A 26,932-nucleotide genomic window follows, 5' to 3' on the forward strand; every position below is an offset into this window, starting at 1 on the left:
CTCGAAATATTGAGTACAGTTAGAAAATTCTTTCAGTCTTTTCCATCACCTTCCGAAAAACTGGTTGCATGAAGTGGTTCAAAAAACTTCCTCTTCGATTTAAGTTGCTGACGCTGATGGTTTCGGTCACCAGTGTGACCCTGCTTGTCTATTCTTACCTGGCACTCAATGGTTTTGAAGAAGACAAAGTCGCTTACGTATTCGATACCAGCAGGGCCCACGTCCAGGCAGTGGCCAACCAGGTTCGCTCAGACTTGGAATTTACATCGGCCAAAGTCCAGTTCTTCATGCGCGGATATCAAAGCACTAAAGCCCAGTTTCACCCCTATACTTTGGCCGTGCTGCCCACTGACCCTTTCATCGAGGCCCTTTGGGTTTATCACTTTGACGAAGCCTCGGGCTCCTACAGCCAAAAGGCCTCGGCAGGCGAGGCGGCAACAGCGACCAAATGGCAAACCCAATTGCAGAACAACCGCGATCAATTAATCAAGTCAGCTCTCGAGAGTGAGATTTCCTTAGCCTCCCTTCCCCAGTCGCCAGGCTACTGGGTCTTGGGGCTTCGCTACTCTCAGCCCCAGCCCCTTCACCCAGTCGTGGTTTTGAGTCTTATTCGCAAAGGAAGTTATCTGGACTTTTTCCACTCACCGCAAATCCAGGATACCTATTTAAGTGATCAACATAACAATACGGTGATCAACCCGGTGCAGCCCACTTATGTTGAGTTGACCAAACCCATGGTCGCGGAGGCACTTGCCTACTTGAAGAAAGAAAACAAGGCACCAACTACAGTCTTTGAGTGGAGTCCAAAAAGTGCCTCTTCGGACTCCCCTTGGTTAATGGCCTCAGCCAAGATTGGCATTGGCGGCTTGCAGGTGGTGTCCTTTGTTCCCAAAAAGGCTGCTCTAGCCACAGTCCGCCTGCTGATCTTTAAGTCTTCACTATTTTTAATTCTTCTTATTGGGCTCGCCAGCTTGTTGAGTGTCGTTGGTGCCCATCACCTCACTGATGCCCTGAAGAGACTCTTCGAAGCCACCCACCAAGTCGCCCAAGGGGATTTTGACTTGGAAATTGAAGTGGAGTCGGAAGACGAAGTGGGCGGTCTCACCCGTGGCTTCAATCATATGACTCAGGAAATTAAACGCCTTCTGGCTGAAACCGCTGAAAAGGCACGAATGGAAACTGAGCTGGCGACAGCAAAAACGGTTCAGGCGACTCTGTTCCCGGAGGCCCAATTTCACTCAGGACCCGTGGAGATAAAGGGTTACTATGAACCTGCCAGCGAGTGCGGCGGGGACTGGTGGTACTACAATAAAGTGGGTAGCAAAACTTTCTTGTGGATTGGCGATGCCACCGGACACGGTGTGCCGGCAGCCCTGGTGACGAGTGCCGCACGAAGTGCCTCTCGCATCCTCGAAGAAATGCCTGAACTATCACTGTCCAAAGTTCTCTCTCTTCTCAACAAGGCCATTAACGGAACCTCAAAAGGTCAGGTAAATATGACCTTTTTCCTTGCTTCTTTTGATGAACAAACTGGAAAGCTTGAATATTGCAACGCCAGCCACGACCCTCCACTGGTCATTCCCCATAAAGAGGACAAGATCTCTAAAGCCGACATCAAGCCACTTATCGGTGCCAAAGGCCCTCGCCTTGGAGAATCACCAGACTCCGAGTACAGCCAAGAAGAACTGCAACTAAATCCTGGGGATCGTCTGGTTCTCTACACCGACGGGGTGACCGAACTGATGAATGGTGACCATCAGATGTGGGGAGAGCGCAAGTTTATTCGCTCTCTTCTGGCCTCCTTCAATCAAGGGGGGTCCCTCGATGTGGCCATGGCCGATTTGTCCCGTGAAATCCTGGAACACCGGCAGGGGGCGCCACTTGCCGACGACGTCACTTACTTCATGTTTCAGTACCACTCAAAGGTGGCGTAACCCATCCTGCTAGAATCGCCTCAGATAAAGTGAACCGGCCTACAGGCCCAGTACCTTTCCCTTTGACAGTTCCCCGCCTTGTTCGCCAAAATAAAATGGTGCGTGTAAGTTCAACTAATATGAGGTTCAAGAATCTAAATTGCGATTGGTATCACGGATCCTTGGTGTTGATTCTTTCGATTATGATAACCCTCACCTATGCAGTCTCCTCCTCAGCTCAAGAGGCAGAAGTGGTTCTCGACCTACCTCCAACCACCAGTCAGAACCAAGTCCAAGAGGACCCACTTTCAACCGAGGAAACACAGGAATCTTCTGAAAGTGAGGGAGATGAAGGGAGTGGGCCACAGTCAAAACCCATCGAGGAGCAAGCCCCCCCCATCGGCGCCGAAGGAGAACCTGATGGTGCGGAACAGGAGGCAACTCCGACAGAACCCTCCATCGTAGAAACTCCCAAACAACAAAGTGGAGTCGAGTTTTTCCAGCCGGAATTGGGGGACACAAAAAGGAAGGACCGCAGCCGGATCATGATCACCGGCCAGGCCCCGCCCCAATCCCAGATCTTACTGGCCGATGATCAAATACTCTTTTTTACCGCCAACAATCAAATGGGGGACCTTCCCTTAGCGGAAGTCCTGGTGGGCTCAAGGCGGGTGACAGCGGGAGATAATGGTCTTTTTGAGTTAATTCTGGATCTGCCGCGAGAAAAAATACAAATTAACCTGAAGGTGAAAACTCCAGACGGAGTCATTGCCACCTATCAGCTAAACTTGGAGGTTGGCCAAAAGGACGTGCTCATTAAAGGCCCAAAGGCCTTGAAACAGAGTCCACTGTACACAAAAAAGTACGGCATGTGGTTTGGTACGGGCTTTAACTTCCTTCAATACAAGCAGGCCAGTGGGGACATCAGTGCGGACCTGCAGTTTCAGACATTCAAAGGGCCATCCTTTTTTGGCAAGGGCTGGTGGAAGGTCAATGATCGGCTGGACGCGAGCTTCACCGCCAAGATGTCTCCTGGGGAAGTGACTTCTTCAAGCGATATCCAAATTTCTGAAGGCAATTACAACTGGTTGATTTTTGCCCTAGAGGGGACCTACTATCCGAAAAAGTGGCGACAAAGATTTCTTGAGGATTACCCCGTCAAGTGGGGCGTTCGCTTTGGCATTCAGCACCATATCGTCCCGTTTATTTCGCGAACAGGCGCTTCCGTCACTGAGGCCGAGATTGCCACTAACACTCTCTCCATGTTCACCATTGGCGTGCAATCCAATCTGCAGTTGACGCCTAAGTGGATCTTTGAATGGTTTTTGCGCTACCAGTCTCCTTTGGCATCCGGCAGCACCTTTGATATTCGCCCCGATTTTGCCTTTGACGGCTCATTGGGGCTCATTCATGTCATGAGAGGCTCATGGCGCATTGGTGGATTTTGGTATGGCCAGTGGCACGACTATTCTTTTACACACCGGGATCGCTATCTCGTGAACCAGAGCTCGCCCGACCCCATGATTGACGGACGGCAAAGCCTGTTCTTTTCCAATGTGGAAATCCGCCTCGGCTACGAGTTCAATTGATTGAGTCCGACATAGGCTCCACCGAGAAGGCCCGTCTCGGCGCCCAGCTGACTGAGTGAAATCTCGGGAAAAAGATCCACTCCCTGTCGCCGACGACTGAGCAGTTTCTCCAGTTGCGTTCTCGCACGATCCAAAAATAAGGAATGGGATTCACTAAATCCCCCGGAAATCAAAATCCGCTCCGGCGAGAACAACACCACCAAGCTGGAGACCATGGCTGCGAAATAATCTGCGTATTCGTCAAATGCCTTGAGGGCTTTTTCATCCCCAAACTGAGCCCGTCTCACCAACTCTTCACCGGTCAGGCCACTCTCACCCCACAGTTGTGCGCATCGACGAGAGAAATTGCGTCCAGACAGGTAGGCTTCGGCACAACCGTAATTACCGCACCCACAAGGTGCAGTTTGGTCACCCTGATGCAAAAATACATGACCCACTTCCGGATGAAGCCCCCGCCCCGAACGCAGCAACTCCCCATTGGCAATCACACCAACACCCAACCCTGTTCCCAATGTCATCATCACTGCATTATCACAACCTCGGGCACCGCCCAACCAGTGCTCGGCAAGGACAGCGGCTGCTGCATCGTTTTCCAGTCCCACCGGGATGCCCATCTCTTGGCTTATGGGTTTTGTCAGCGGAACCACCCCCCAAGTCTCTCCGGGACCGTGTAAATTCGTCGGGTCCAACAAACAGCCCTGATGAGGATCCAATGGCCCCGCAGAGGCGATGCCGACGGCACTGATCGAGGAGGTTTTGGTCATCAACTGGCGACAAACCCGGATGACTTGTTGAACAAGTCCGCTGGGCCCCGCGTTCACCTCTACCGGTTCTCGACAACTCTCCAATACTTTGCCCTGTTCATCGATCACCCCGGCCAGGAGTTTGGTTCCTCCTAAATCCACGCCAATGACTCTTTTTTCCATGATGTCTTTCCGCATACTTCAACCACCCATTGCCAGACTGTCCTTGAGTTGGGATGATAGGTCCTGACCCAGGGCTCACGCAAGAAGGGAGATCCGATGAATCAGATTCAATTGCCTGACGGCCAGCTGGATTGCGGTAACTACATTGGCGGTGAGTGGCGCGTTGGATCAGGAGCGGCTCGCCAGGTCGTAAGCCCCTACACGGGACAGGTTGTAAGTGAGTTCAAGGAAAGCCCGGCCGATGACGTTAACCGTGCCGTGGAAGGGGCCCAAGCAGGATTTCAACAATGGAGTGCCTTTCCTCTTAAGGAACGCTGTCAGGTCTTGTTTACTTGGCGACAGATTCTTCTCCGCGACCTCAACTCCATTAGCCAAGTCGTGGCCCTAGAGAGCGGCAAAACCGTGGAAGAAGCCAAGGCCGGACTGCTCAAGGGAATAGAAGTCCTTGAATTCGCAACCGCCACACAGAACTTTGATTTGGGCGGACACATGGAGGTTTCTCGTGGAGTGACCTGTAACTACCAAAGGATTCCATTGGGTGTTGTTACCGGAATCACTCCATTTAACTTCCCGGCCATGGTGCCCATGTGGATGATCCCCATCGCCTTGGTGGGCGGAAATGCATTTTTGTGGAAACCCTCGGACAAAACCCCACTCACTTCAACGCTTATTGCCAACACACTCGCAGAGGCTGGACTTCCCCCTGGAGCCCTGACCGTGATCCAAGGTGGCCAAGCAACTGTGCAAGCCATCATTGACCACAAACTGGTCCAAGCCGTGGGATTCGTCGGCTCAACTCCAGTGGCGCAAAGCATTTACCAAAGGGCTGCAAATAAAGGCAAACGGGTCTTAGCTCTTGGCGGAGCCAAGAATCATATCATCCTACTTCCCGACGCCGATCCTGATGTCACCTATTCAGGTATTGCCGATAGCTTCACCGGGTGTGCCGGGCAGCGATGTATGGCAGCGAGCGTATTAGTGGCCGTTGGCGATTGCGAAGCATTGATCAAAGGAATTGTCGAGTCGGCAAAGGCAAAAAAGCTGGGGCTCAACATGGGTGCCATCATCAACTCTGCCTCGCGGGAACGATTGGTCGCTGCCATCACTCAGGCGGAGCAAGAAGGGGCACGCATTCTTCTCGATGGTCGGGATGCCACACCACCCATTGATTTTGCTGGCGGCTTTTGGCTTGGACCAACTGTCATCGACCTCGTTCGTCCTGGTTCCACTGCCGCCTGTGACGAGCTTTTTGGTCCCATCCTCAGTGTCATTCGGGTTGAAAACCTTAGTGAGGCCCTCGCCTTAGAAAATAGTAACCCCTATGGCAATGCTGCCAGTGTTTTCACTCGCGATGGTGCCATGGCACAAAGAGTCTGTCAGCAGGCCCGAGCTGGAATGATCGGTGTGAATATTGGCGTGCCCGTGCCACGGGAGCCTTTCTCATTCGGTGGAATTCAGGCTAGCAAATTTGGCCAGGGAGATATCACCGGCCCCAGTGGATTGGATTTCTGGACGGAACGAAAAAAGATCACTGTCAAATGGGGAGCCCAGTCTGATCATAACTGGATGAGCTAATCTAGCCTAGAATAGTCGCTTTCAGGCTAGATCTTACTGCGGAGCTTGTCAGCAAGCTCCAAAGTTCTTTGTCGAGTTTGCCGAATATTGCCACTCGGTTGGTACACCACAATTCGGCGGATTTCATCGCAGAGCAATTGAACATCGGGAGAAGATGCGCCCAAGCCCTCCTCCAACCTCATGAGATAGAGACCGACCTTGCGCTTGAAGTCTCCATAATCGACCTCATTGAGGCCACTCGTATTATTGAGAAACTGCTCCACCAATTCCCGCTTATTCACAACCACCTCAAATCAACAAAAGGACTATCCCCGACCAATATCCCCAATAGAATTACGTGATTCCCCCTGCTATGGCAATTGGATCCCTTACCAAAGGCCAATTTCAGGCGGGCCAATGCAATTTGCGTGGTTTTAGACCTCGACTCTTAAGAAAACCGCTAGATGTTAAACGCTCCGCCTCTATAATATAGAACAAGGCAAATCAATATGGCCAACATCATCATTATCGAAGACGACACCAAAGTGGCCAATCAAATCCGCTCCTACTTTAAGGAATTGGATGAGAACCACCGTCTCCGCTTCTTTGCAACCAGTGAAGACTTCCAGAACGTGTACCTAAAAGGAGATGACAGAGAGACTGGTTACCACCCTCTCTTCCGGTCTTACAATGCCGTGCAAATGGACTGGCTCATCAAACAGAGCCTTCAGCCGAAGTCACCCTTTTCCGAGCCCGCTGCAAAGGTTCAGCTCAATTCCTCGGCAAAGCCCACAGCCTTTGACAATGAAACCACCCAGGCCGGCCATGCCTTTTCGCTGACCATGGATCAACTGAAAGAGTTAACTTCGATCAAGGATTTGCTCCCGGAGCCTTTTCACGCGGTTTGGGAATCCTTTCAGATGAATCTAAAGCCTGCCAAGGTCATTAGCACGGCCCTACCTTTCACCAACCCCAATGGCGACGTGTGGCTCCTCAAAATTTCAGGGCAACGAAACACCAAGGGTGGCATCGACATTGTCCTCCGCCACCAGCCTGACGTGTTTGAGCCGATCATGGAAACTGAGCGAAAAATTGCTGCAGCCAAGATAGCTCAGGAAGTCAAATCCGAAGACGAACCGGACGAACTGCAGCTCCTTAGCACCATCGACTTGTTGATTTTTAAGATTGGTAATGTCCAAGGTTCTCCAATGGAGTGGTTGACTAAAACAGCGGCCGCCATGAAAAAGCTGGGCTATCACCCTCCGGATTTTCGTACTCGCTTTGTGGCCACAATCTACGAAGATCAGAATGTCAACAAACTGGATCTGATTCATTCCCAACTGGATGATCTGATTTATCTACCTATGGATCGCCTGATCTTTCTGCAAAAAATGGAAATCATACTCGGATTGCCGGCTATGACCCGCCCCTCGTTTTTGTTTATGCAGGAACAAAAGACACCCATTGAGATTTCCAAGATCACCAATATCGAAAGAATCTCTGAAGTCGGGATGGCCATTCGTAATCCGGTTCCTCTCAACCCGGGAGTCATATCGCGCTTCAAATTCCGCGTCCCGACCTCCCCCGATACCATAATCACTCTGGCCCGCTCTCACTACAGCACCAACCACCCCGATCTACCCGATCAACAATTGGTTCACTTTCACTTTTTTGGCATGGATCGCGAGGACAAGAAACGCATTTTTGGCTTCGCTAAAAAGGCCGAAGGCCATCGCGGATTAAAGGATGAGGACGACGGCAATTTTGAGTTTAGCGCCGACAACCTCTTTTTGACGGCCAGGGAGAAAGAGATCAAACACGTCATTGTGTTGGACGCCGACCCGGATTCAGCGGATTCAACAGCTGGTCTCTTACGCGAAGGAATTAACCAAATCAACGTGGTCACTGAGAACTCCTACTATCTGTTTCTGCGCAATTACCTGGGCCAGGTGGACGATCCTCCGGAGGGGAGTGAAAACGAAGGGGCTGGCTCAACTGATGCCAAGTCGGACGACCCCAGCGAAATCCGTCTGGCCACTCCTCACGATTTGCTGGGCGATTCGGTCTCGTGGGTGATTTCCGCCTCCAGCCAAAATCTTGTGGAACCCGTCACGGAGTTTGAAGAGGGGGATCTGATTCTGGGTCATGCCGCTGGCGAGCTTCTCGATCAAAACCTCAACTGGCGCAGGCTTTTTAAGGGCCTTGACAACGAAAACCTGTTGGATGAAACCCTAAAGCTGGTTCTATCCACCGAAAAAACCTACAAACGCAAGTTTGCCCTCACGGACTCAACCGATAGGCAGAAATGGGTACAAGTCGGCTTTGGTCTCCATGATCAAGATGAGCAAATTCTGATTGAGTTATCCACTCTCGAAGACGTGGCCTGGATGAAGGGGCAGGACACCAAACTGGAGAGACTTGACCTCTTGGTGGTCAGTGAAGATCTCGTCCCGGAAAATGTGGACTCCTGGCTTGAGGGTTTAAGGGGCCTGGCTGAAAAAAATGACCTGATTGGCGCTGGCGAGGAGCTTAAAGTTGTCGTCATGGCCGATAATGTTACCAAAAAGAGACTGCAGACTTATCGCCACTCCAAGATCTCTGGCCTCCACCTAAAACCGCACAATGTACGAGCCCTCCTTTTTGAGTGCTCCAACCATCTTCAGGCCCCCTTTACCAAACACAACTTCGAAAACCAACAGTGGTTGACCCCCAAGATTCATGCCCACATGACCAAAGAAGTCACTCTTGAGGGGCTCTCTGAGTTTGGCTCCACTCTCCAATCCCCGGCAGAGATTCAGCCCGGCACCGTGCTGTTTCTTCATGAGGACATTTTTGACAATGCGCCCAATCAGTGCCTGGCCGCCCGATTTTATCACAGCGAAGAAGTCCAGGGGCAAAAAGGAATTTTCACCTGTGCCTTTATCTACTATGGTATCACCGATGCTTTTTTGAAGTTTTGCCGCTCGTGGATTAAAAATAACTACGCGGCAAAAAAATCCAAAGAATCCTAAGGTGGTCCTATGACTCAATCCGGTTCCAGTTTGCAGATGACTTATGCCCCCAACAGCATTTGTTTCGGTTGCGGCCCGGCGAACGCAAAGGGACTAAAAATACAAAGCTTCCCCAATGGGCAGGAAGTTGTTGCCGAGTGGACTCCGGAATCCCACCATGAAGCCTTTCCTGGAATGCTTAATGGAGGCATTATCGGCTCCCTTCTAGATTGCCACAGCAATTGGACGGCAGCCTGGCATTTAATGAACAAGAACAACATGGAAGCTCCACCCTGCACTGTAACGGCGGACTATAGTATTCAACTTCTTCGCCCCACCCCCAGTGATCAATCGGTGCGCCTAGTTGCACGGATAGTGGAATCAAGTGATCGCAAAGCTGTTGTTGAAGCCGAGCTTTTTTCCGGTGAAGACCTCTGCGCCAAATGCCAGGGAACCTTTGTTGCCGTTAGGCCTGGCCATCCGGCCTATCATCGCTGGTCCTGATTGAGAATTTCATCACAAAGGTGGTGTGCTTTTGATCAGCGTCCAAGAAAAGCTGACCGCCAAAACCCTTCATAATGGCATCAGAAATACTAAGCCCCAAACCTGTTCCTTGCCCAATCTCTTTGGTGGTAAAGAAGGGATGCATGATTTTGTCCCGCAGTGAGGGATGAACCCCTCCCCCACTATCTGAAACCCGAACTTCCAGCCCACTCGCAAGAGCTTCCGCCCGGATCTTGATCCACCTGGGGCCTTGAGGATTTGCCTTTGCTTGGTGTTTCAGCTCATCGATGGAATTGCCCAAGAGGTTCAGCAATACCTGAGACATTTGCACCTCTCGAGCCTGGACGAAGAGATTTTGCGGAACCTCGACCAAGAGTTCGATATCATGGGCACGCAACTTCTCCCGGCACACGTCTAGGGTCGTACTCACCACATCCCAAATGTTACAAGAAGTCACGTCATCTCGAGATCCATCCCGAGAGATCTCCTGAAGTCCTTTGACAATGGTAAAAACCCTTTGCACCGTGCGATCAATCGTTACGAAGGTTTCGTCGAGGATCTCCGAGGTCAGTTCCCCCCTGGATTTAAGAACCTTACCACGATCTGAGAGACCTTGAAGAATGGTCAGTGGGTTATTGATTTCATGAGCAATACCCCCGGCCATTTCACCCAGGATGTTTAACTTTTGCGCTTGGAATAGCTTTTGCCTCTCCTCCATCAGCTCCCTTTGGCCCTGATCAATTTTCTTTTTTGATCGGCGCAAAATACGAATATGCACCACACCTAGAAATCCAGCACAGACGATGGCCGATAGGATGTGCACCGACTTTGCAATTGGCGCCAACACAGCTGGATCAGGTTCCGGTAGCCCCCCACCCCATGTCTGCAAAAAGGCAAGAAGACCCACACCCAGAAAAATAATGACCGTTACGGTGATTGTGCCAATAACGTTGGCCAACATGGCTGTCGCCAAAGGAGCGAGTCCCAACCATACAATTACGGCCGCATTGATACCGCCGCTGTAATAACAGGTAACTAACATGGCTCCAATGGCCGTGGCGACGAACAAGGTAGCAGCCAAACTTACCAGGGAATACCGCCAAACCAACACCACTGAAGTGGCGGCCCCAATTCCCAGAGCGTAGTTGGCCATGGAAATCGGTGAAGTCCAGCCAAATTGCTGACCCTCAAGATAAATAGGAATCAAGTTGGTCAAGAGCCCGGCAAGGCACAAAAACAAAGTAAACTGGGCACGAATGTAGAGATCGTAATTGCGGTCAGGAGTCAGCTCATCAGGGATAAAGACATCCAGCCACCGAGAAATAATTGAACTGTCTTTTGACGCCATTATGTCGATTCCAAAATAAAAAGGACCACTGTAAACAGCGGTCCTTTTGTTTCTATCTCATAGTGCCGGTCAATTACAAGCGGTCACATCCCAAAGGATAGCAAACCCGATTGTAGCGATAGCACTCGTCCATGGCTCTGTCCTGAGTGGTGCTCGGGAAGAATCCATACTCGTGATAAGTATCCCCCCAGTCACTTTCGGCCCAGCAGATGTAATCGTAAATGGGCTGAGGACGACGTGGCGGAGGATAAGGACGACGAGGCGGGCGAGGAGGCGGATTGGGCCGGCGCGGTGGACCTGGATAGCGCGGTGGACGCGGACGGCCGGGAACAATGTAGGTCGCTTCGAACTCTCCACCCTCTGATCCCATCTTCGCTATAAATTCATCAAAGGCGCGCAGGTCTTCTAAAGACAGACCCTCTTCAGCCATTTCTGCCTCCAAGTCCGCAGCTGGAGTGAGAATCACTTCCCCCTGGGCCATCAGGCCAGTGGTCAACAGACCAACTAATATGAGCTTAAATCCCTTCACAGAACCCCCCTATGAAACTGTTTTAGGTCGCAGAATCGACATTTTTTGCGTCTGAACTCTTATAGCTCCGACTAAAAGCGATTCATAAATCTAGAAAGGGAATTGATGATTTTACCCCCCGCACCAACAACCAATTTGAGTTGGCGTAACGACGCAAGAGGACTATCTGAAAAAAATACTGAAAGAGGGCATCATCCATAATCACGCCTTATGGGTTTTAGAATTGTCCAAGCTTGCTGCCTGGGTCACTAGGCAGCAAGCTTGTGCCCACAGGAGGGGCAGAAGTTGTGAGCGTCCGTAATTTCCCCCTGACAGGCGGGGCATTTGGCCTTGTCATCAACCGCCTCTTCCTCAGCCTTCTCGTTGAGGTCAACAAAGCCTTTTTCATTCCACTTGTCGATTTCGGCGATGATTTGCCAAAAGCGAAGCATGTCCTGAAACTCCACCTTGTCAAAGCTGAGAAACACTTCTCCTTTGTCCGTCGACTGGCGTTTGACGAAAAGACCCTTTTTTTCCAAAGCATCCAAGTGGAGACTCTTTAGATCGAACCTAAACTGCTCCTTCACATCCTTTAGGAGTTTGTCATACTCCATGCGAACGGCGCCGCGGAAATCAGTTTCCAGATCCTTGCCTAACTCAACAAGAGCGCGGGCCACCTTGAGAGCCAGGGGATCAACGTAAATGATCTCGCTCTTGCCCGGTTTGTAGAGGTTGTACTGATAAAACTCCGCAAAATCCTCCAGGAGCTGGACATCAAACAAGGTCACCGATACCAGCTCATCGATCTCATCCTCGTTCTTTTCAAAGCGCATTTCCGCCTTACCCAGTTTTTTCAGCAACTCCACCACGTGCTGAACCCGAGATAAGGATTCACGGAACATACGAGTGGTGTAGATCTTTACTGTCGTCCAATCTAACTGCAGATGCCCATCTTGGCCCTCTACAGGGTGACCTGAGTTTTTGGCCACCAGAGCCAAAACACAAAATAGAGTGGGGATGGAGAATTGGGGGCAGGGGCTATTGTCTTTGTCCATTTTGAGTGAACGAATCGCCTGGCAGTTCTGCTTGGTGCCTTCGACCAAACTCTTCACCACCAGTTTGACCCCCGGCTGGGAAGAGTCCACCTGGGCCTTCATCACCTCAATGGGCACTTCCAAAATCTTGCAGGGCCCTGCGGCCTCGGCCGACAACAAGTGCTTGGCGTTGTTAGTAAAAAGAGCCGCTTCACCCATGACATGGGAGGTCTTGCCCTCCATTATTTCAATTTTGCGGCCTGAGCGTTCGAGAAAAAGGGAGACCTTCCCCGACTGAACGACGTAGACGTGAGTGATTTTCTCACCCTCTTTGAACAGCAAATCACCACGCTTGAGATCTTTGACCTGATCCACCCTTACTCCCTCGTCTCGGCAACGAAAACCTATCGGAATTTAGGGCCCAAACCTCAACGACTTCTCATTCCGGAACGACAGGTTGCGCACCGCAATATCACGCGCTCCCTAAAAGGGTGTGGACTCTCCAGAACCATGCTATAAAAAGGGGTTTAGAGCGAGAACTAGATCATGATGACTCTGCCCGTTTACATTTTCATTGGCTCATTCCTAACCGCCTTGCCCCTAACCTGGCTGGGGTTGCGTTGGGTCCGCAACTACCGCATTCGCGAAGCTAAAACCCAGGCCAAGGTCCTGGTGGAAAAAGCTCAGGATGGGGCCAAAGAGCACCGCGCCGATGCCAACAAACGTATGGACGAATTCCGCCACCAAGCTGAACGGCGCTTTGAAAAAGACACCCGAAAGATCAACCAAAAGATTAACGTCCTCGATTCTAAACTTAGGGAAAAAGAAGGCCGCCTGCAAAAAAAACTCAACCAACGCGAAGACATCTTCAAAAGAAAGCTCTCAGTTGTTGATTCCCAGGATGCCCTCGCCCAGAGGAAACAACAAAAATTGGATCAGCTTCTTGAGGAAAAGCGCAAGATCGAATCCGAGTTTCGCCATAAACTGTCCCAGCTCTCCTCTGAAGATGAAGAGAGCATCCGCGGAAAGTTAGCCGAAAACCTCATCCAAGAGGAGCGCCGCCGGTCCTCAAAAAGGGCTGAGCTGATTCTGGAAGAGGCCCATGCAGATGCGGAAAGAGAGGCCCGCTACTATTTGAGCCGGGCTCTCAACCGCTTTGCCCGCCCCTATTGTGCAGAAAGAGGTATCGGCATCGTTTATTTTCCCAATGCCGAAGCTCGAAAAAAGGTCGTGGGCGATGACCGACAAAATTTGATAGCTGTGGAACGCATTTGTGGCGTCGACATTTCCATAAATGAGGAGCTCAATTCGGCCTCTTGCCTGGGATTTGATCCAGTTCGTCGGGAGTTGGCACGTGCCAGCCTGGAAAAGCTCATTCACGAAAGAGTGGTTAACGAAAAGCGAATTGAAGACATTGTCACCAAGACTAAAAAGGATTTGTTCAAAAGGATCCGCCAAGACGGAAACAAGTTGGCCAACGAGCTGGGCATGAAGGATCTGCACCCAGAAATTCGCAACATGATGGGAGCCCTTCGCTACCGCTATTCCTTTTCTCAAAACCAACACTACCACTGTGCTGAGGTGGGCTGGCTGTGCGGTTTGTTGAGTTCTGAATTGGGGGTAGAACAAAAGAAAGGGCGGCGGGCTGGTCTCCTCCACGACATTGGTAAAGCCATGGATCACAGCATGGAAGGTGGCCACGCCGTCATTGGTGCCGACTTTATTCAAACCAATGGGGAGTCCGAGGAGATCGTCCACGCGGTCAGAGCTCACCACTTTGATGAGCAACCGAATTCAGACCTCGCCTATTTGGTGATCGCCGCCGATGCCATGAGTGGGGCTCGTCCGGGAGCCCGTCGTTCGACGATCGACTCCTACAACCAAAAGATGGCTGACCTGCAAAACATTGGCAATAGCTTTGAGGGTGTGGTGAGCACCTATATTCTCAGTGCCGGACGTGAAGTGCGCGTTGTTGTGGACAGCGGTCGTGTGGACGATGTGGCCGCTCTCGATCTTAGCCGCAAGATTGCCCAAAAGATTGAAGAGGAATGTTCTTACCCTGGCCAGATTCGCGTGACGGTGGTCCGGGAGTCCCAGGCGGTTGAATACGCCCGCTAAAAAAAGGCTATTTAAGAATCTCCTTTAGAGCCTCAAAGGTCTTCAACACCACCGATTCCTGTGGTTGCAGTTTCTCCTGCTGAACAAAAAGCTCCCTGACAATATCCTCGTAATTGACCGACCCCATACCAGAATCTTCCAGGAGCCAACTCACATAACGACTGGCCCGATCCACAAGCTTGCCATTGGTGGGAACCACCCAGGTCATAAAATTCATTTGGTATCGGTTGAGTCGTCCCATGATCAAGGTGGAATGGATGTTCAACAGCTGTTTGAGAAGAAGGTGGTCAAAAAGCTCGTGGTCCAAATCAGACGGAAACCTTGCCTCTAATCCCTTAAAACTCCAGACGATCTCCTGTCCTGACTTGAGAATTGTGAAATCTTCATGGGCCCCCGGGATCGCCTGACGACGATAGTCTGCTCCCCCCTGACCAAAATCAAACCCCTCCATGTAGTCCTCGTTGGTCTGAGGATATTCAGGTCCCCAGTTGAGAGGTCGGGCAGGCCGCGCCAGCAACCGGTGCCAGGACTCCCGACTCGATCCCGCTGAATCAATAATGACATAGCTCAATGAGTGTCTGGACCGGGGAAACTTTTGATTATCGAAGGGTGAAAGACTAAACGTTGGCGCTCTTTCTGTCGTGTCGGTAAAGACCGCAATAGCGAGCTCTTCGGCATGATAAAGCAGATGTCCCCCGTCCTGATAAACTTTGGACTCAGCTTCAATAAACTGCGGCTGTGCCTGCAAATCGATAGTGGCATAGTGATCGCGATAATCCACAAAGGCCGACTTCATTCGTTCCGACTGTGGAAAAAACAAAGCCAGCCCTACAGCCAACATGAGCACGGTTGAAGCCTGCATCCGGGTACTCCCGGCCAAGGCCATGGGACCAACATACAGGTTCACCTTACGGATTCGGTGATTCTCTAGAACCAGACGGGACCTTTCCACTTTATTACGTAGGATTTCGTCAGGATTGCAGTAGAGAAAAAAAGGAGCAGGCCCCTGTTCCTGGGCGGCGGCTTCTGTCGCTCCAATAACAAATGGAGTTTCACCCCCTTCGGTACAACTAACAAGCAAGTCACCAGGTCGAAAGCCAGCCTCACGCAGCTGCCGAGCGCCATAGGCCGGGTAATCCTCAAAGCCCTCCAAGGCATGGACCAAAGCCGTGTCTCCCCCGGCCATAAAGGAGTGAACCTTGTCCTCCAGGTCGGTTCCCATATGATGGCGTCGCCATATGTATTCAAGACTTAGGGACAAACGCCCGGTGGCTCCACAGCCACACAAAAAAATGCGCCCGTCCCGGCCCAAGACCTTGGCAACTTCACTGCCCAGGACAGCAATTTGCGGGAGTTTCGCTGCCATCATTTCCAAGGCGTCCAGGTCCACTTCGCGCAAAAGCTCCACCGCCTTGTGCAAATTATTTTGCGCCAGATAGGAAAGATCCCGCGTTTTGGGGTGACTGGACTCAGTCGCCAATTCACCCAAGCTAAACTGCGAGGCCACTTTGAGAAATTGTTCAGCCTTTTCACTCGGCGACAGGGATACATGAAACTTCATGGGAAAACCTCGAATACCTGTTAGGAGGAGTTTAACAAGCCTGGGACCAAAATCCAGCGGAATTAACAGACACAAACCCAACTTCGGTCAAATTGACACTCATAATAGGGGAATCGATACTAGATTGATGGATATCCGACTTGATATTGAAAACGGATGGGTCGTCATTCATCTCAGCGGACGGATTGACTCCTTTAACTACGACGACGTCACCTCGAAAATCCAGACACTTTTTCGCATGGGCAAACGATTTATCGCCTTGGACCTGACAGACGTCACCTATTTGGGCCTACCCAGTTTGCGTTTTCTGTTTCAGATGGCCGGGAGATTACAAAAGGCCTCCGGTCAAATGATGCTTATCTCTCCCTCAGAAAAGCTCATGAAGTCCATAGAGGCTATCAATCATCCCAAGCGCTGGGAGATCATCACCCACCGCCAGTTGCTCATCCAACCCCATGCGCCGCAGGAAAACCATCAATGAAATCCGCCGCTGCCCTTTTGATCGCAACCACCTTCCTTTCCTCTTCCAGTTGGGCAACCCCAGCCCCGATCGAGAATCTTTTCAAACAACTGGATGGAGAAAACGATCAGATTCAAGCGGCCAGATTAGATCGAGAATTCAAAGAGCAAAACCTCATTGGCTCCAAGTCCCGACTCTATCCAAGTCTAAACCTATCACTTGTTGCCAACGAAGGTGATGACAACGCCCTGGCTGCCGCCTCGCCGAGTAGTTTGGACTCTGGGGCCTCCAGCCCCGGTGGTGGCCTGGGAACTTCGCCCTCGGGAAGTATTTCCGATTCCGATATCTCCACCAATGGTTGGGCAAGCCAGTTATCGTTAGGCTATTTTGTCTTTACTGGCTTTGCCGTCAGTGAAGACGTCCATCGAGCCGAGAACTCAGTCGCCAGTGCTAAACTCAATGAATCAAAAGTGGCCATGGAAAAGAAGGCCCAACTTCTCCAGCTGCTTATGGAGTATCACAACCTCAAGCAGGTGGCCGAACCATTGAACCAAGCAGTCAGCCTAATGGAAAAAGTTAAAAGCTTTTCTAAAAAACGCTCCAACCTTCTATACACCACGGATGATCGCCTCAATCTCAATGAAAAAGAAGCCCTTTTAGAGTATCAGAAAATCCGTCTTGATGAAGGGCAGAGCCTCGTTGCAGCCGGCCTCAGGTCCCTTCTTCCTAACCTCGATGAACAGACGCTCGCCGGTATCCCTCGGTTTGAAATCACCTATCCTTTACCCACCAACCAACAGATGCCCGAACTCTACGATCAGGGGTCCATTGACCATCAGATCAACAAACTCAGTGAATTCTCCTCAAGCGGGTATCTCAAGGTCGCCCGCTGGAACCGTCCCTGGGTGCCCACCATCTACACCTCTGCCAGTTACAGTTACACTGGAGACTACAAGGGTGAGACCGCCGATGGAGGATGGTCGGCCTCAATCACCATGAACTTCCCTTTGTTTGATGGCTTTTACAGCAGTGCCCGCTTGCAGCAGGCCAAGATCGGGTCGCGAGCAGCTGAACTACGCACTAAAGCTGAAAAGGACAAACGCCTCCTTTACATTCGCCATCAACGCATGAAAGCCCTGGTCTCCGGTGCTGAATATCGACACCTGGCCTTGCAAGCCGCCAAACAACAAAGGCGTTACCAGGATGTGCAAAAAAAGATCCGCCAGGGAATTGCCTCGCGACTCGAGTTGTCGGCAGCGAGTTTGGAACTGGCAAAGGCTCGTCTGGAGGCCTCTGACAAAATGAAGGAGCATCAGCAAGCCCTATTAAATGTTGCCGTGGAACTTAATCAATGGGATCGGGTGGTTATTAATGAAATCTCAAATCCGTAAATGTGTCTTTCTCATATTGTGCCTCACTCTTTCATCTAAAGCTTTGGCGGAAGGCGAAGGGTCGGAAAAGCAAGATTTTGTTGAAAAGATCCCTGCATTTGGCGTCATTAAGCCGGGAGAGATCACCACCCTGCTGGCCATCAACCACGGCATGGTGGCGAAGATTCCTTTTCAAGTGGGAGACCGGGTGAAACTTGGGTCTGTCCTTCTTTCAGCTATCGAGAGGGAGACCACCCGAGGCTACCGCACTACAATCGCCGGCCAGGTGGCAAAACTCCATGTCACTCCCGGCGCTGCCCTCACCCCGGGAATGCCCTTGGTGACGGTCATTAATCCGGACAAAAAACAAATTGAGGTTTCTCTCTCTCCAAAAGAAAGTCAGCGCTTGAAGGTGGGGGCTCCCATCTTTTTTCGTGGCAAAGGGGAACCATTGGGGCATCTTTCCAAGATCAGTCCCTTAGTAGATCCGGACACCGGCGCTGTCCTAAGCTATGTTCAGCCGGAAAAGCCGGTGCCCCAGTTGATCGGTGACGTGATTCCAATCGATATTGAAGTTCGTCACCTCAAGGATTGTTTTGTCACTGCCATTTCAGAAGTTGATCAGCACATAGAGAAATTTCGTGTCGAGGCCACCAGCGGAAATTCCGCCTGTTTGATTCCCAAGACCTCTTCGCGCTAGTCAGGGCCCAACACCCAGACAAGGACAAAAGAGTTGGTTCAGTACTTTATTAAAAAAAGTATTGTTACGATTTGTTTGAATCTGTCGATTCTTCTTATCGGCTATTTTTCACTCGATCACATTGCCAACGAGTTCATCCCCGCCATCGAAGTTCCGGCCGTGGGAGTGGTCTTCCCAACCACTTTCGTCCCCCACCGCAGAATTACCGAAGAGCTTATAGGTCCGATTGAAAAACGGCTTTTAGCCACTGGAGATGTTGAAAAAATTGAGACCACTCTGGATCGGGACCGGACTATTCTCTTTATTTTCTACAAGTGGTCCATTCGCCCCGAGGACTGCTTGCAGCGAGCTAGACAAGTTGTCAGTGGTGTTTCTCGGCCGGCCGGCATTCTGGAACCGATTTTTGTTCTCCACCGCCCCACGATGTCGCCGATTTTTCGCATTGCCTTTACGGGGAAAAATGTCAACGCACTCACTCAAGACCTCACCCAGTTCTCGCGAACAGCAGAACGGATTCCCGGCGTTGCTGGAGTCAATCTCGTGGGTTCGGCCCCCATGAAGGCAGTGGTGGAAATGGACGCTCTCAGCGGCGCTCAGAACCAAGTGGCCGCCAGCGATGTGATCTCCTCAGCTATTCAACAGTGGTCTTTCCGCTATCTGTTCCGCAACGACAAAGGTGAAAAGGAGATTTTTCGACTTCACCTTAAGGACGTGAACGACCTCAAAAGTCTCCCCGTCCAATCCAAATCAGGAAGCCAAGTGCCACTACGCTGGATCTCTCAAGTGGAAGAAACCCACTCTCCTGCCAGTGTCTTTTTCGGCGATGGGCAAGATGCAGTGATATTGGAAGTGATGAAGGCTCCGGGTAGCGATGCCCTTCTTATTGTCGATAATGTCCTTAAGGGCATAAAGAAGCTTAGCCAGGAAAAGAATCTCAACTACACCATTCTGTATGATGAAGCGGAAAAGATCCGCGAAGCCCAAGCTGGGGTGATCCAAAACTTTGTTATTGGAGTGGGTTTGAACAGCCTCATTCTCATTATATTTCTGGGATCAATTATAGGCGCGGTCGTCGCTTCGTGCGTTTTCCCCACAGCCATCCTAGGCACTTTGTATGTGATGAAGGCTTCCGATATCTCTCTTAATATCTTTGCTCTCAACGGGTTTAGTCTGGCCTCGGGAATGATCACAGACAGCAGTATCGTCGTTCTTGAATCGATCATGAGGCGTTTTCAAAAGGGCGAAGACTTGGTCCAATCTGCTGCCCGAGGAACGAAAGACGTGATGATCGGTGTCTTGGCCTCTACCCTGACCACCGCCGCGGTAATCGTACCCATTTCAATGCAAACAGGAGTATCAAGTAAGCTCTTTAGCGACCTGGGCATTGTTCTGGTAGCCACTCAGTTTATTTGCTTAATTGCTGTATTCACTTTTGTTCCCTGGCTTTGTTCCCGCATTCTCAGCGACGATAAAAGTAGACCCGCGCCAATCGCGATTCTATATGGCCTTAGCTCCAGATTGGTCGATCGCATGCTTCAGCTTTCAACTGTAACACTCAAAAAGTCGGTCAAAGAGCGCGGCTTCCGCTGGGGCCTGCCCTTGGTGGCAACAATGGGTAGTCTCCTGATGATGGCTTTTTTGCCCAACTCGGAGTTTCTGCCGGTCGTGAGCTCTAAGATTTACTCCATTTCAATGCCGGTTAAGCGCATTGAACTCATGGAAAAGGGGAGTGACCTACAAAAACAATTGGCCATGAGTTTGGGAACCAATGAGGCTGTGAATTGGGTGGTCACGTCCCGATCTGATGATACCCTTAATTCGGTTCTTCGCGTCAAGAATCTTAAGGATGTCCCAGGAATCATTGAAAAAATAAGTCAGGATTTGAATTTTCCCCGGAAGAAAATTCTTGCTCTCCCCTTAGGTCCAACGCCGCCCACGGAACCCATGGGCTACGATGGCTACTTCTACATCAATAAGAATCTCCCCCCACAACAGCTCCGGTCCCTGACCGATTCCTTTTGCCAGAATCCTGGAATCATGGACTGTACGACCGCATCTCACTACCAGGAGTCACGCCTGCAACTTCGCCCCCGCCCTCTGGATATGTTCCGTTCTCATACCAACTTGTTTGCAACCATGGCCGACATTGCCAGTCTCACACAAAATTTAAATCTCTCCTCTCTCGCCAACCTGCCAATAGCCTTTCCCGTTGAACTTCATCTCCCAGGCAAAGAACTTTTGACTTCATTTCCCTTGGCCACAGGAGGCTCTGGCGAGGGGATTAGTCGCCTGGGTGCTTTTTTTGACAGTGAGATTAATCGTTCGAGCAATGTCCTCTTTCGCCGGGATGGGCAAAATTTTATTCCCCTTTATTTTCGCCTCAACGGCATCACCATTGGCCAGGCTGTGGCCGCTCTGGAAGGTGAGGCCAAAGCCCAAGGGATCGATTCCGGATCTTTGATTCCCATGGGTGCCATAGAAACTATGAATGAAACTTTTGGCAAAATGATCAATGCACTCATTTTGGCTGCGGTGCTGATTTTCTTGGTCCTGGTGATTCAGTTCCGCTCCGCCCTGCAGGCCGCAATCATCATGTATTCAATTCCCCTTTCTCTGGGCGGGGCCATTGCTGGACTGATTATTTTGGGTGAAACCCTGAATGTGGGCGTCATTGTTGGATTTGTCCTCCTCATTGGCATCGTGGTGAACAACGGCATTCTTCTCATGGACGCTATCAACCAAAGGCGAACTGCGGGTATGCCACTACTTGAAGCTGTGATCGACGGGGTGGACTCAAGGACGAGGCCCATCCTCATGACCACCTTTTCTACCGTCTTTGGCATGATGCCCACTCTTGTTCTGGAAGCTGAAGGTAAGGAACTCTATCGCGGGATGGCCATCGTGAACGTTTTTGGAATGATATTTGGCACCTTTCTCACTTTGGTGGTCACACCCATTGTGATCCGCGCCCTCATTGCCAACCAAGGTGAGAAATCCGCCAGGAAAAAAGGAGTCGCCGCATGAATGCTCTTATGGCCCTTTATGACAGTGAATTGAGGGATGAGGTATTCACCCTCATGGAACTAGCCAAAATCAAGTCTTACACCCAGTTTGTTGGCCTTCATGGCTCCAGCGAACATGGGAAAAAAGAAGGCACGGTGGCCTGGCCTGGGTCTAATGAAATTGTATTGATCATCGTTAACGATGAGCAGAAAGCCCACTTTCATCAGATTGTGACGGACTACAAGAATGAACGCTCCACCCGCCCAGGCTTGTTGTTGTTTGACTGGAACCTGAATGAGGTTTGCTAAATATGCTAAAGCTTGCCCAACTGCTTGAGAAGTATCGATCAGCTGTCATGGTGCTCCTGTTTGCCCCTGTCCTGGGTTTGTTCCTCAGTTCGGAGTTTCATCTGGAAATGGTGCCACCGAACCCCCACTTGGAGTTTCTCATCACTTACGAAGTGCCGGCCCGAACTGCTGAGGAAATCACCCTCCGAGCCGTGGAACCCTCCGAGAAGATTCTTAATGGTCTCCCCGGACTTCTGGGCATGGAAGCCAACGTGGAAGATGAAAGGGCCGAGATCCGCCTGCGCTTTAGCGCATCCACCAAAGTCAATGTCGCTTATCTCAATATTCAGGAGAAGATGGACCGCATTCGCCTGATTCTACCCCGGGATGTGGAGCGGTATAGCATTGATTTTGTCCAGGCCGAGAAGCCGGCTACTTTGGAATTCTCAAATACTGACGGAATGCCCGTCTCCCGCCTTGCAGAAATACTCGGCCCCCACCAGGGATCCATTCAAAAAACCGAGCCCCCGCTTGAACGGCAGGTACGCATTCTCGTTGAACCCCATCCTAAGAGTCTCGCCGAAAATCAAATTTCTGTCAGCCAGGTGGTTCAGGCTCTGCAATCGCTGGGACTCTCCACCAGTCTCGGGCGACGACAAGGATTGCTATTTGAAACTGCCACCAGCTTTACCGATATCGAGCACCTGCGCTCGGCCTTGGTTGGAGCCGTTGGTCATCGCCCCTTGCGTTTAAGCGATGTGGCCTCAATCCGCATTGATTCTCAGCCCCCGGTCCAGAACCTTTCCATCTGGATGGATGAAAAACGGGGCAGTCCTCGGGAGGTGATCTCGCGAATGGAAGAGGCCTTTCCGGGAGTGGTGACCATCGGGCCGAAATTTGAAGCCATCTTTGCCCAAAGTCTTCAGCCCATTCTTCTTATCCTCATCTGCTTTTTGCTGCAGATACTCGTGGTGTGGATCGTGAAGCTTCCGATGAGATCCATGCTCTATGTGGGAGCTACTGGTCTATTGGTTGCGGTTCACTTTCTGTTTTGGAAGGGCCTGGTGGCTCCTCCCTTTACAGTGATGGATCTTCATGCCCTGGCTCTAACACTGATGTTTGGTTCACTGTTTTTGCCCGTGCTCTACATTCGTATCCGCACTTATTTTATGAATGAGAAAGTCATACCCCGACCACCGAAAACCCTGGACCAGGCCAAGCTGTTTTCCATGGCCGAGCTCCTCCCCACCTTTTTGGTTCTTTGTGTTGCCCTTTGGATTGCGGCCTTGCCCATTCTTTCAACTACAGTAAACCTACCGAGTCGGTATATTGCCGAGAGCTTCTTCTATCTTGGCCTTCCCATTTTGTTCGCCGCACTGATAGTGATCCCGCTTTCCACTCAAGGTGATTTTTTGCTGCACAATATTACTTTGCCACGGACCAAAATGATTTGGCATCTTTCTCACATTCAATCACAGATTGGCGTATGGTCAATTGTCGGCCTCGCCATTGCCACCTTTGTGATCTTTCAAAGGTTTGATTTTGGTGTCTCCTACAAGATCCATGACAATCTCACGCGCAAGATGGTCATGGACCTTCGCGGCTATTCCAACCAACTGTTATTCAAGTCTCAGGGTCTGGCGGATTCCGATCTCAAGCAGGCGAGATTTGAGTACGCAGATCGCAATCTCTTTGAAACGGTTCGGGTTCGTGAGTTCACCTCAAGTGGAATGAGATACCTGGGCCAGTTGGATCTTATGGGATTTGTTTCCGCCATGAAGGGGGTGCAAACCGGCGAGTCCTTTGGCTTTATCCAAGGAAGCAGCAATACCCCCATTCCCCTGCAGTTTTCATCCAGCCACTTTGATGCAGACTGGATACCCGGCCTTTACTTTGCCTCAAAAAATCCGGAAAGCAGCAACCTACCGGTCGAGACTCTCACCGCTGCCAGACTGGAACAAAAGCCTTCGCGCATCCTCCGTGACAATATGGTGGAGGGCGACCGGGTTCGCCCGGAATATGACCGTAGCAGAGGGAGCTTTCAAACCTCCCCCCAGCAGGGAATTTTTCCCACCCCCTGGACCAAGTACCTCCTGAAGCAGTTTCAGGAGTACCAAAGCACCCACTGGCTGAGTTTGATTTTTCTCTTCTTCTTATTTGCCATTTATTTGAATTCGTTTATCCGCAGTGCTCTGGTGATCATGTTCGCCCTTGCAACCACCGGATTTGTTTTGTTCGTTCGCTATCTGATTCCCGACGCTTTCCACGCCGATAGTTTGTGGTTACTGGAGGTGGGAACCTTTCTCGCCTTGTTTCAAATACTCGTGTCCGCCCGAATTATTGATATTGAGCGTTCCCGGGGTTACGACAGGGACCTGTGCATCGAGGGGGTAAAAAAGGAATTTGCTCCGACGGTGTTTCTCTGTAGTGGCACGTTTGTCCTGGCTATTCTCGTTGCTGGCATCACCGAGTTTTTCCCTTTTGTGCCGGCCATGGGTTTTTGGAAAGAAGGGGTGATTTTGGCCGTACTCATGGGCGCCATCTTACTCTACAGCGCCCACATTCTTTTTTCTCTGTTTTATCTTTCCAGCGAAGAGCTTTTGGATCGTATGATCTTCCGCTTCTACAGGGCCTTTACTTTGTGGAAACGCCTACGGAAGGGAGACTGACGAAATCCACGTTACCTGACGGGCCCATTGCACCATTTTGCGGGAAGCCCGTCGCCGTGCGACCAGAAAAGCCACTGCGTCCACTAAATCCACGGCTCACACACTTTCTTTCCCCACGGTCGTAATAACATGGATCTCCAGCACGACCGCCACGCCCCCCGCTCCCGGGGCGACCATTCATTCCGGCCCGACCACCAAGCCCGCCGTGAACGCGAATCTCTAACAAATTTGCCAAGTCTTCATGGCCCGCAGACAGATGAACAACCACGCGCCCACCGGGGCCACCATCCGCACCGGCACCACCCAGTCCCGCATTGCCGCCGTTACCACCATTGCCGCCATCACCCGAGCGATGACCAAAGCCACGCACATCGCCGCCCTCGCCACCATCACCACCATCTTGCCCATTGCCACCGCGGCCACCGCTTCCACCGGTACCGCCAACGGCGTAAAGCAAGATTTTTTGATCGGGGACGACTTGAACTTCTTCATTAACCAAGGTCGGCTCTCCGCTGCCCGGGCGCTGAACTTCTGCTCTGATATGCAGATAATCCGGCTGAGACCCGGGAGTCATCCACAACAAGATCTCCCCACCATGGCCACCGGTTCGCCCCTCTTTGCCCTCTTCGCCATGCCTTCCGTCGTCGCCATCACGACCATCGGAACCATTAAAACCATCAAAGCCATCGCGAGCCCGCCCAATATGACTGCGCCCATCCATGCCTGACAAACCACTCAAGCCCTGGGCATTGAGACGATAAAAATAATCTTCGGCGCCTGCAGTGATTGAAATGACCAATAGACTCAAACACAGCAAAAGAGTGCGACACATAGAATTCCCCCCGGAAACGATTTGTAAGACCCATCAAGCCTAGACCTTCGTTGGCGAAGTTTCCAGTGTTGCCGAGGCATTTCAGTGGTTTTTCTAGGTACGGGGCATTAACTGCTCACGGGCAGTCAGAAATGGTGGCCGGATTGCCATTGAGCTGAGACGTGTCGCTCCAACTCCCTGCGTAGGTGCCCGTCGACATACCGGTAAAGCCGACAGTGGCCGTTGATTCATTGCAGACCAGGTTTTGGTTAGCCGAGGAGTTGAACTGATTTCCTCCACTACCGTTAAGTGCCTTAAGTGCCGTGCCGGTGTTACCGGTGATCTGGGCGGTGCGTTTGAGGGTGGACCCCTCAATATTGGTAACACCACCCGTGAAAGTGTTGTCATCAATGGCAATGGCTCCATTACCGCAGCCATCTTTGATGGTGGAGTTTGTCACCGTCAGGGTGCCGCGAAAGTTGAAAAGAGGATAGTCCGTGGCATCACTGCTGCCATCGCAAAAAATGGTGCTATTTGTGACTGTAGCTGTAGAACCAATGGAAACGCGAATTCCCTGATACTTGGAAGTAATCACACTATCTGTCACCACTAAGGTCCCAGAATCAACAAACGCCCCCATTTTGCCTTCGGCAACCGAAATCGAGGAATCATGGATCTTAATCGGCGTCGTACTCCCGCTGTTTCCATCAATGTTCACTGTGTAGGCTGAGCCCGCGACTCCCGAATTGGTGATCGTGGAGTGGAGAATCTGAATATCTTGACTGGATGAGTCCGCCATCACTGCCCAACCAGAACCGCCGGTGTTAAAGTCAATGGTCACACCGACGAGCTTAATACCGGTGCGCCCAGTCGCTGTGAATACCGACATCTGGGCGCTGGTACCGCTGTTACGGGTGGAGACAAAGCCCGCTGTCTGGCCTTGGCGAACAACAATGGTGGTGTTATCGCCACCAAAAGTCATGTCATCACCATTGAGGGCCACCGAGTTGTTGATGGTCACCCCGTTAGTCAAACAAATCACTTTGGAGCCGGTTCCCAGTCGAGAGGACTCAAATAGGTCAAAGGTGTTATTGGTACCGTCCTCCTCTTCATCACAGGAGATAAAACTCACCCCAGAGTATTGGCTTGAGGGCGTAAACTCGTAGTCCTCATAGTAGCCATTATTACCATAGGCGCGGATGATATGCTTTTGGCTATAATCCGAGGTGAGCCAAACCAAGGAAGATGTGGAGTCACAGGAACCAAAGCTGGCTCCCCCATCGCGACTGCAGTAGGCGGATGACCCTGAATGGGTGAAGGTCAAAGTTCTTGGTGTCACGTTGTCGTCCACCCATAGTGTCCGGGTCGAGTTGGGCACCGTCACCGATAAACCTACCGCAGAGGTCGACGCCGATTCAGAAGTGCAGTTTTGATTCTGTCTTGCTCCGAGACGAAACAAATTATCCCAGCCATCTGTCCCACAATGAGAGCCGCAGCCGGTCAGGCTAAGGAGGGAAACAAGGATGAGAAGAGAAAAACCGAAATGAATCATGGTTGACCTATCGGCCAATGTAGAATCCAGATAAG

At 51.1% G+C, this 26,932-nt stretch carries 20 protein-coding genes; 12 read left to right on the top strand and 8 right to left on the bottom strand.

The features are described from left to right. Window positions 1-68: 68 nt before the first annotated feature. A complete protein-coding gene (locus tag H6624_07110) occupies window positions 69-1,934 on the top strand; it encodes a SpoIIE family protein phosphatase (GenBank protein ID MCB9084096.1) in 1,866 nt (621 codons plus the stop codon). A 230-nt stretch (window positions 1,935-2,164) separates the two neighbouring features. Then, window positions 2,165-3,502: a hypothetical protein gene (locus tag H6624_07115; protein ID MCB9084097.1), complete on the top strand. Its 1,338-nt coding sequence runs from the start codon at window positions 2,165-2,167 to the stop codon at window positions 3,500-3,502. On the opposite strand, the gene H6624_07120 is transcribed toward H6624_07115, so the two are convergent. Further along, window positions 3,487-4,443, bottom strand: a complete 957-nt coding sequence (locus tag H6624_07120) for an ROK family protein (protein ID MCB9084098.1) — start codon at window positions 4,441-4,443, stop codon at window positions 3,487-3,489. The two genes, H6624_07115 and H6624_07120, sit on opposite strands and share 16 nt — an antisense overlap. A gap of 81 nt (window positions 4,444-4,524) precedes the next feature. On the opposite strand from H6624_07120, the gene mmsA reads away from it, so the two are divergent. Further along, complete coding sequence (gene mmsA, locus H6624_07125) at window positions 4,525-6,003, top strand: CoA-acylating methylmalonate-semialdehyde dehydrogenase (protein MCB9084099.1); 1,479 nt, start codon at window positions 4,525-4,527, stop codon at window positions 6,001-6,003. 26 nt (window positions 6,004-6,029) lie between these two features. Here mmsA and H6624_07130 read toward each other — a convergent pair whose 3' ends face one another. After that, the gene (locus H6624_07130; GenBank protein ID MCB9084100.1) at window positions 6,030-6,284 is read right to left on the bottom strand and encodes a hypothetical protein; all 255 of its coding nucleotides are present in this window, start codon (window positions 6,282-6,284) and stop codon (window positions 6,030-6,032) included. 207 nt (window positions 6,285-6,491) lie between these two features. Between H6624_07130 and H6624_07135 the strand changes: the two genes are divergently transcribed. Together H6624_07135 and H6624_07140 are read left to right on the top strand one after the other, a co-directional pair. After that, a complete protein-coding gene (locus H6624_07135) occupies window positions 6,492-8,993 on the top strand; it encodes a hypothetical protein (GenBank protein MCB9084101.1) in 2,502 nt (833 codons plus the stop codon). A gap of 9 nt (window positions 8,994-9,002) precedes the next feature. After that, complete coding sequence (locus H6624_07140) at window positions 9,003-9,476, top strand: PaaI family thioesterase (GenBank protein ID MCB9084102.1); 474 nt, start codon at window positions 9,003-9,005, stop codon at window positions 9,474-9,476. Here the strand turns inward: H6624_07140 and H6624_07145 are convergent. From H6624_07145 to H6624_07155, 3 genes are all read right to left on the bottom strand, one after another. Beyond that, complete coding sequence (locus tag H6624_07145; GenBank protein ID MCB9084103.1) at window positions 9,439-10,824, bottom strand: hypothetical protein; 1,386 nt, start codon at window positions 10,822-10,824, stop codon at window positions 9,439-9,441. The two genes, H6624_07140 and H6624_07145, sit on opposite strands and share 38 nt — an antisense overlap. A gap of 73 nt (window positions 10,825-10,897) precedes the next feature. Beyond that, window positions 10,898-11,353, bottom strand: coding sequence for a hypothetical protein (locus H6624_07150; GenBank protein ID MCB9084104.1), 456 nt, complete (start codon window positions 11,351-11,353; stop codon window positions 10,898-10,900). A 248-nt stretch (window positions 11,354-11,601) separates the two neighbouring features. Then, window positions 11,602-12,741 (bottom strand): cyclic nucleotide-binding domain-containing protein, encoded by a 1,140-nt coding sequence (locus H6624_07155; GenBank protein MCB9084105.1) that lies wholly within the window; start codon window positions 12,739-12,741, stop codon window positions 11,602-11,604. Window positions 12,742-12,912: 171 nt separating this feature from the next. Here H6624_07155 and H6624_07160 point away from each other — a divergent pair, with 171 nt between their 5' ends. Continuing rightward, the gene (locus H6624_07160) at window positions 12,913-14,484 is read left to right on the top strand and encodes a DUF3552 domain-containing protein (GenBank protein MCB9084106.1); all 1,572 of its coding nucleotides are present in this window, start codon (window positions 12,913-12,915) and stop codon (window positions 14,482-14,484) included. 7 nt (window positions 14,485-14,491) lie between these two features. Here H6624_07160 and H6624_07165 read toward each other — a convergent pair whose 3' ends face one another. Then, window positions 14,492-16,045 (bottom strand): SIS domain-containing protein, encoded by a 1,554-nt coding sequence (locus tag H6624_07165; protein ID MCB9084107.1) that lies wholly within the window; start codon window positions 16,043-16,045, stop codon window positions 14,492-14,494. A gap of 127 nt (window positions 16,046-16,172) precedes the next feature. Between H6624_07165 and H6624_07170 the strand changes: the two genes are divergently transcribed. Genes H6624_07170 through H6624_07195 form a run of 6 tightly spaced genes read left to right on the top strand, consistent with a single transcriptional unit; the run spans window position 16,173 to window position 24,534 of the window. Beyond that, window positions 16,173-16,526, top strand: a complete 354-nt coding sequence (locus H6624_07170; protein MCB9084108.1) for an STAS domain-containing protein — start codon at window positions 16,173-16,175, stop codon at window positions 16,524-16,526. Next, window positions 16,523-17,896 (top strand): TolC family protein, encoded by a 1,374-nt coding sequence (locus H6624_07175; GenBank protein ID MCB9084109.1) that lies wholly within the window; start codon window positions 16,523-16,525, stop codon window positions 17,894-17,896. The genes H6624_07170 and H6624_07175 overlap by 4 nt, the downstream gene beginning before the upstream one ends. After that, on the top strand, window positions 17,877-18,575 hold the full coding sequence (locus tag H6624_07180) for an HlyD family efflux transporter periplasmic adaptor subunit (protein ID MCB9084110.1): 699 nt from the start codon (window positions 17,877-17,879) through the stop codon (window positions 18,573-18,575). The genes H6624_07175 and H6624_07180 overlap by 20 nt, the downstream gene beginning before the upstream one ends. Before the next feature lie 33 nt (window positions 18,576-18,608). Beyond that, entirely contained in the window at window positions 18,609-21,599 is a 2,991-nt protein-coding gene (locus H6624_07185) for an efflux RND transporter permease subunit (GenBank protein ID MCB9084111.1), read from the top strand. Next, entirely contained in the window at window positions 21,596-21,886 is a 291-nt protein-coding gene (locus H6624_07190; protein ID MCB9084112.1) for a hypothetical protein, read from the top strand. The genes H6624_07185 and H6624_07190 overlap by 4 nt, the downstream gene beginning before the upstream one ends. Before the next feature lie 2 nt (window positions 21,887-21,888). Next, a complete protein-coding gene (locus H6624_07195) occupies window positions 21,889-24,534 on the top strand; it encodes an efflux RND transporter permease subunit (protein ID MCB9084113.1) in 2,646 nt (881 codons plus the stop codon). Here the strand turns inward: H6624_07195 and H6624_07200 are convergent. Together H6624_07200 and H6624_07205 are read right to left on the bottom strand one after the other, a co-directional pair. Further along, window positions 24,500-25,366, bottom strand: a complete 867-nt coding sequence (locus H6624_07200; GenBank protein MCB9084114.1) for a hypothetical protein — start codon at window positions 25,364-25,366, stop codon at window positions 24,500-24,502. The two genes, H6624_07195 and H6624_07200, sit on opposite strands and share 35 nt — an antisense overlap. Window positions 25,367-25,481: 115 nt before the next feature. Beyond that, on the bottom strand, window positions 25,482-26,897 hold the full coding sequence (locus H6624_07205; GenBank protein MCB9084115.1) for a hypothetical protein: 1,416 nt from the start codon (window positions 26,895-26,897) through the stop codon (window positions 25,482-25,484). Window positions 26,898-26,932 lie beyond the last annotated feature (35 nt).

Source organism: Pseudobdellovibrionaceae bacterium (assembly GCA_020635075.1).
Classification (GTDB): Bacteria; Bdellovibrionota; Bdellovibrionia; order Bdellovibrionales; family UBA1609; genus JADZEO01.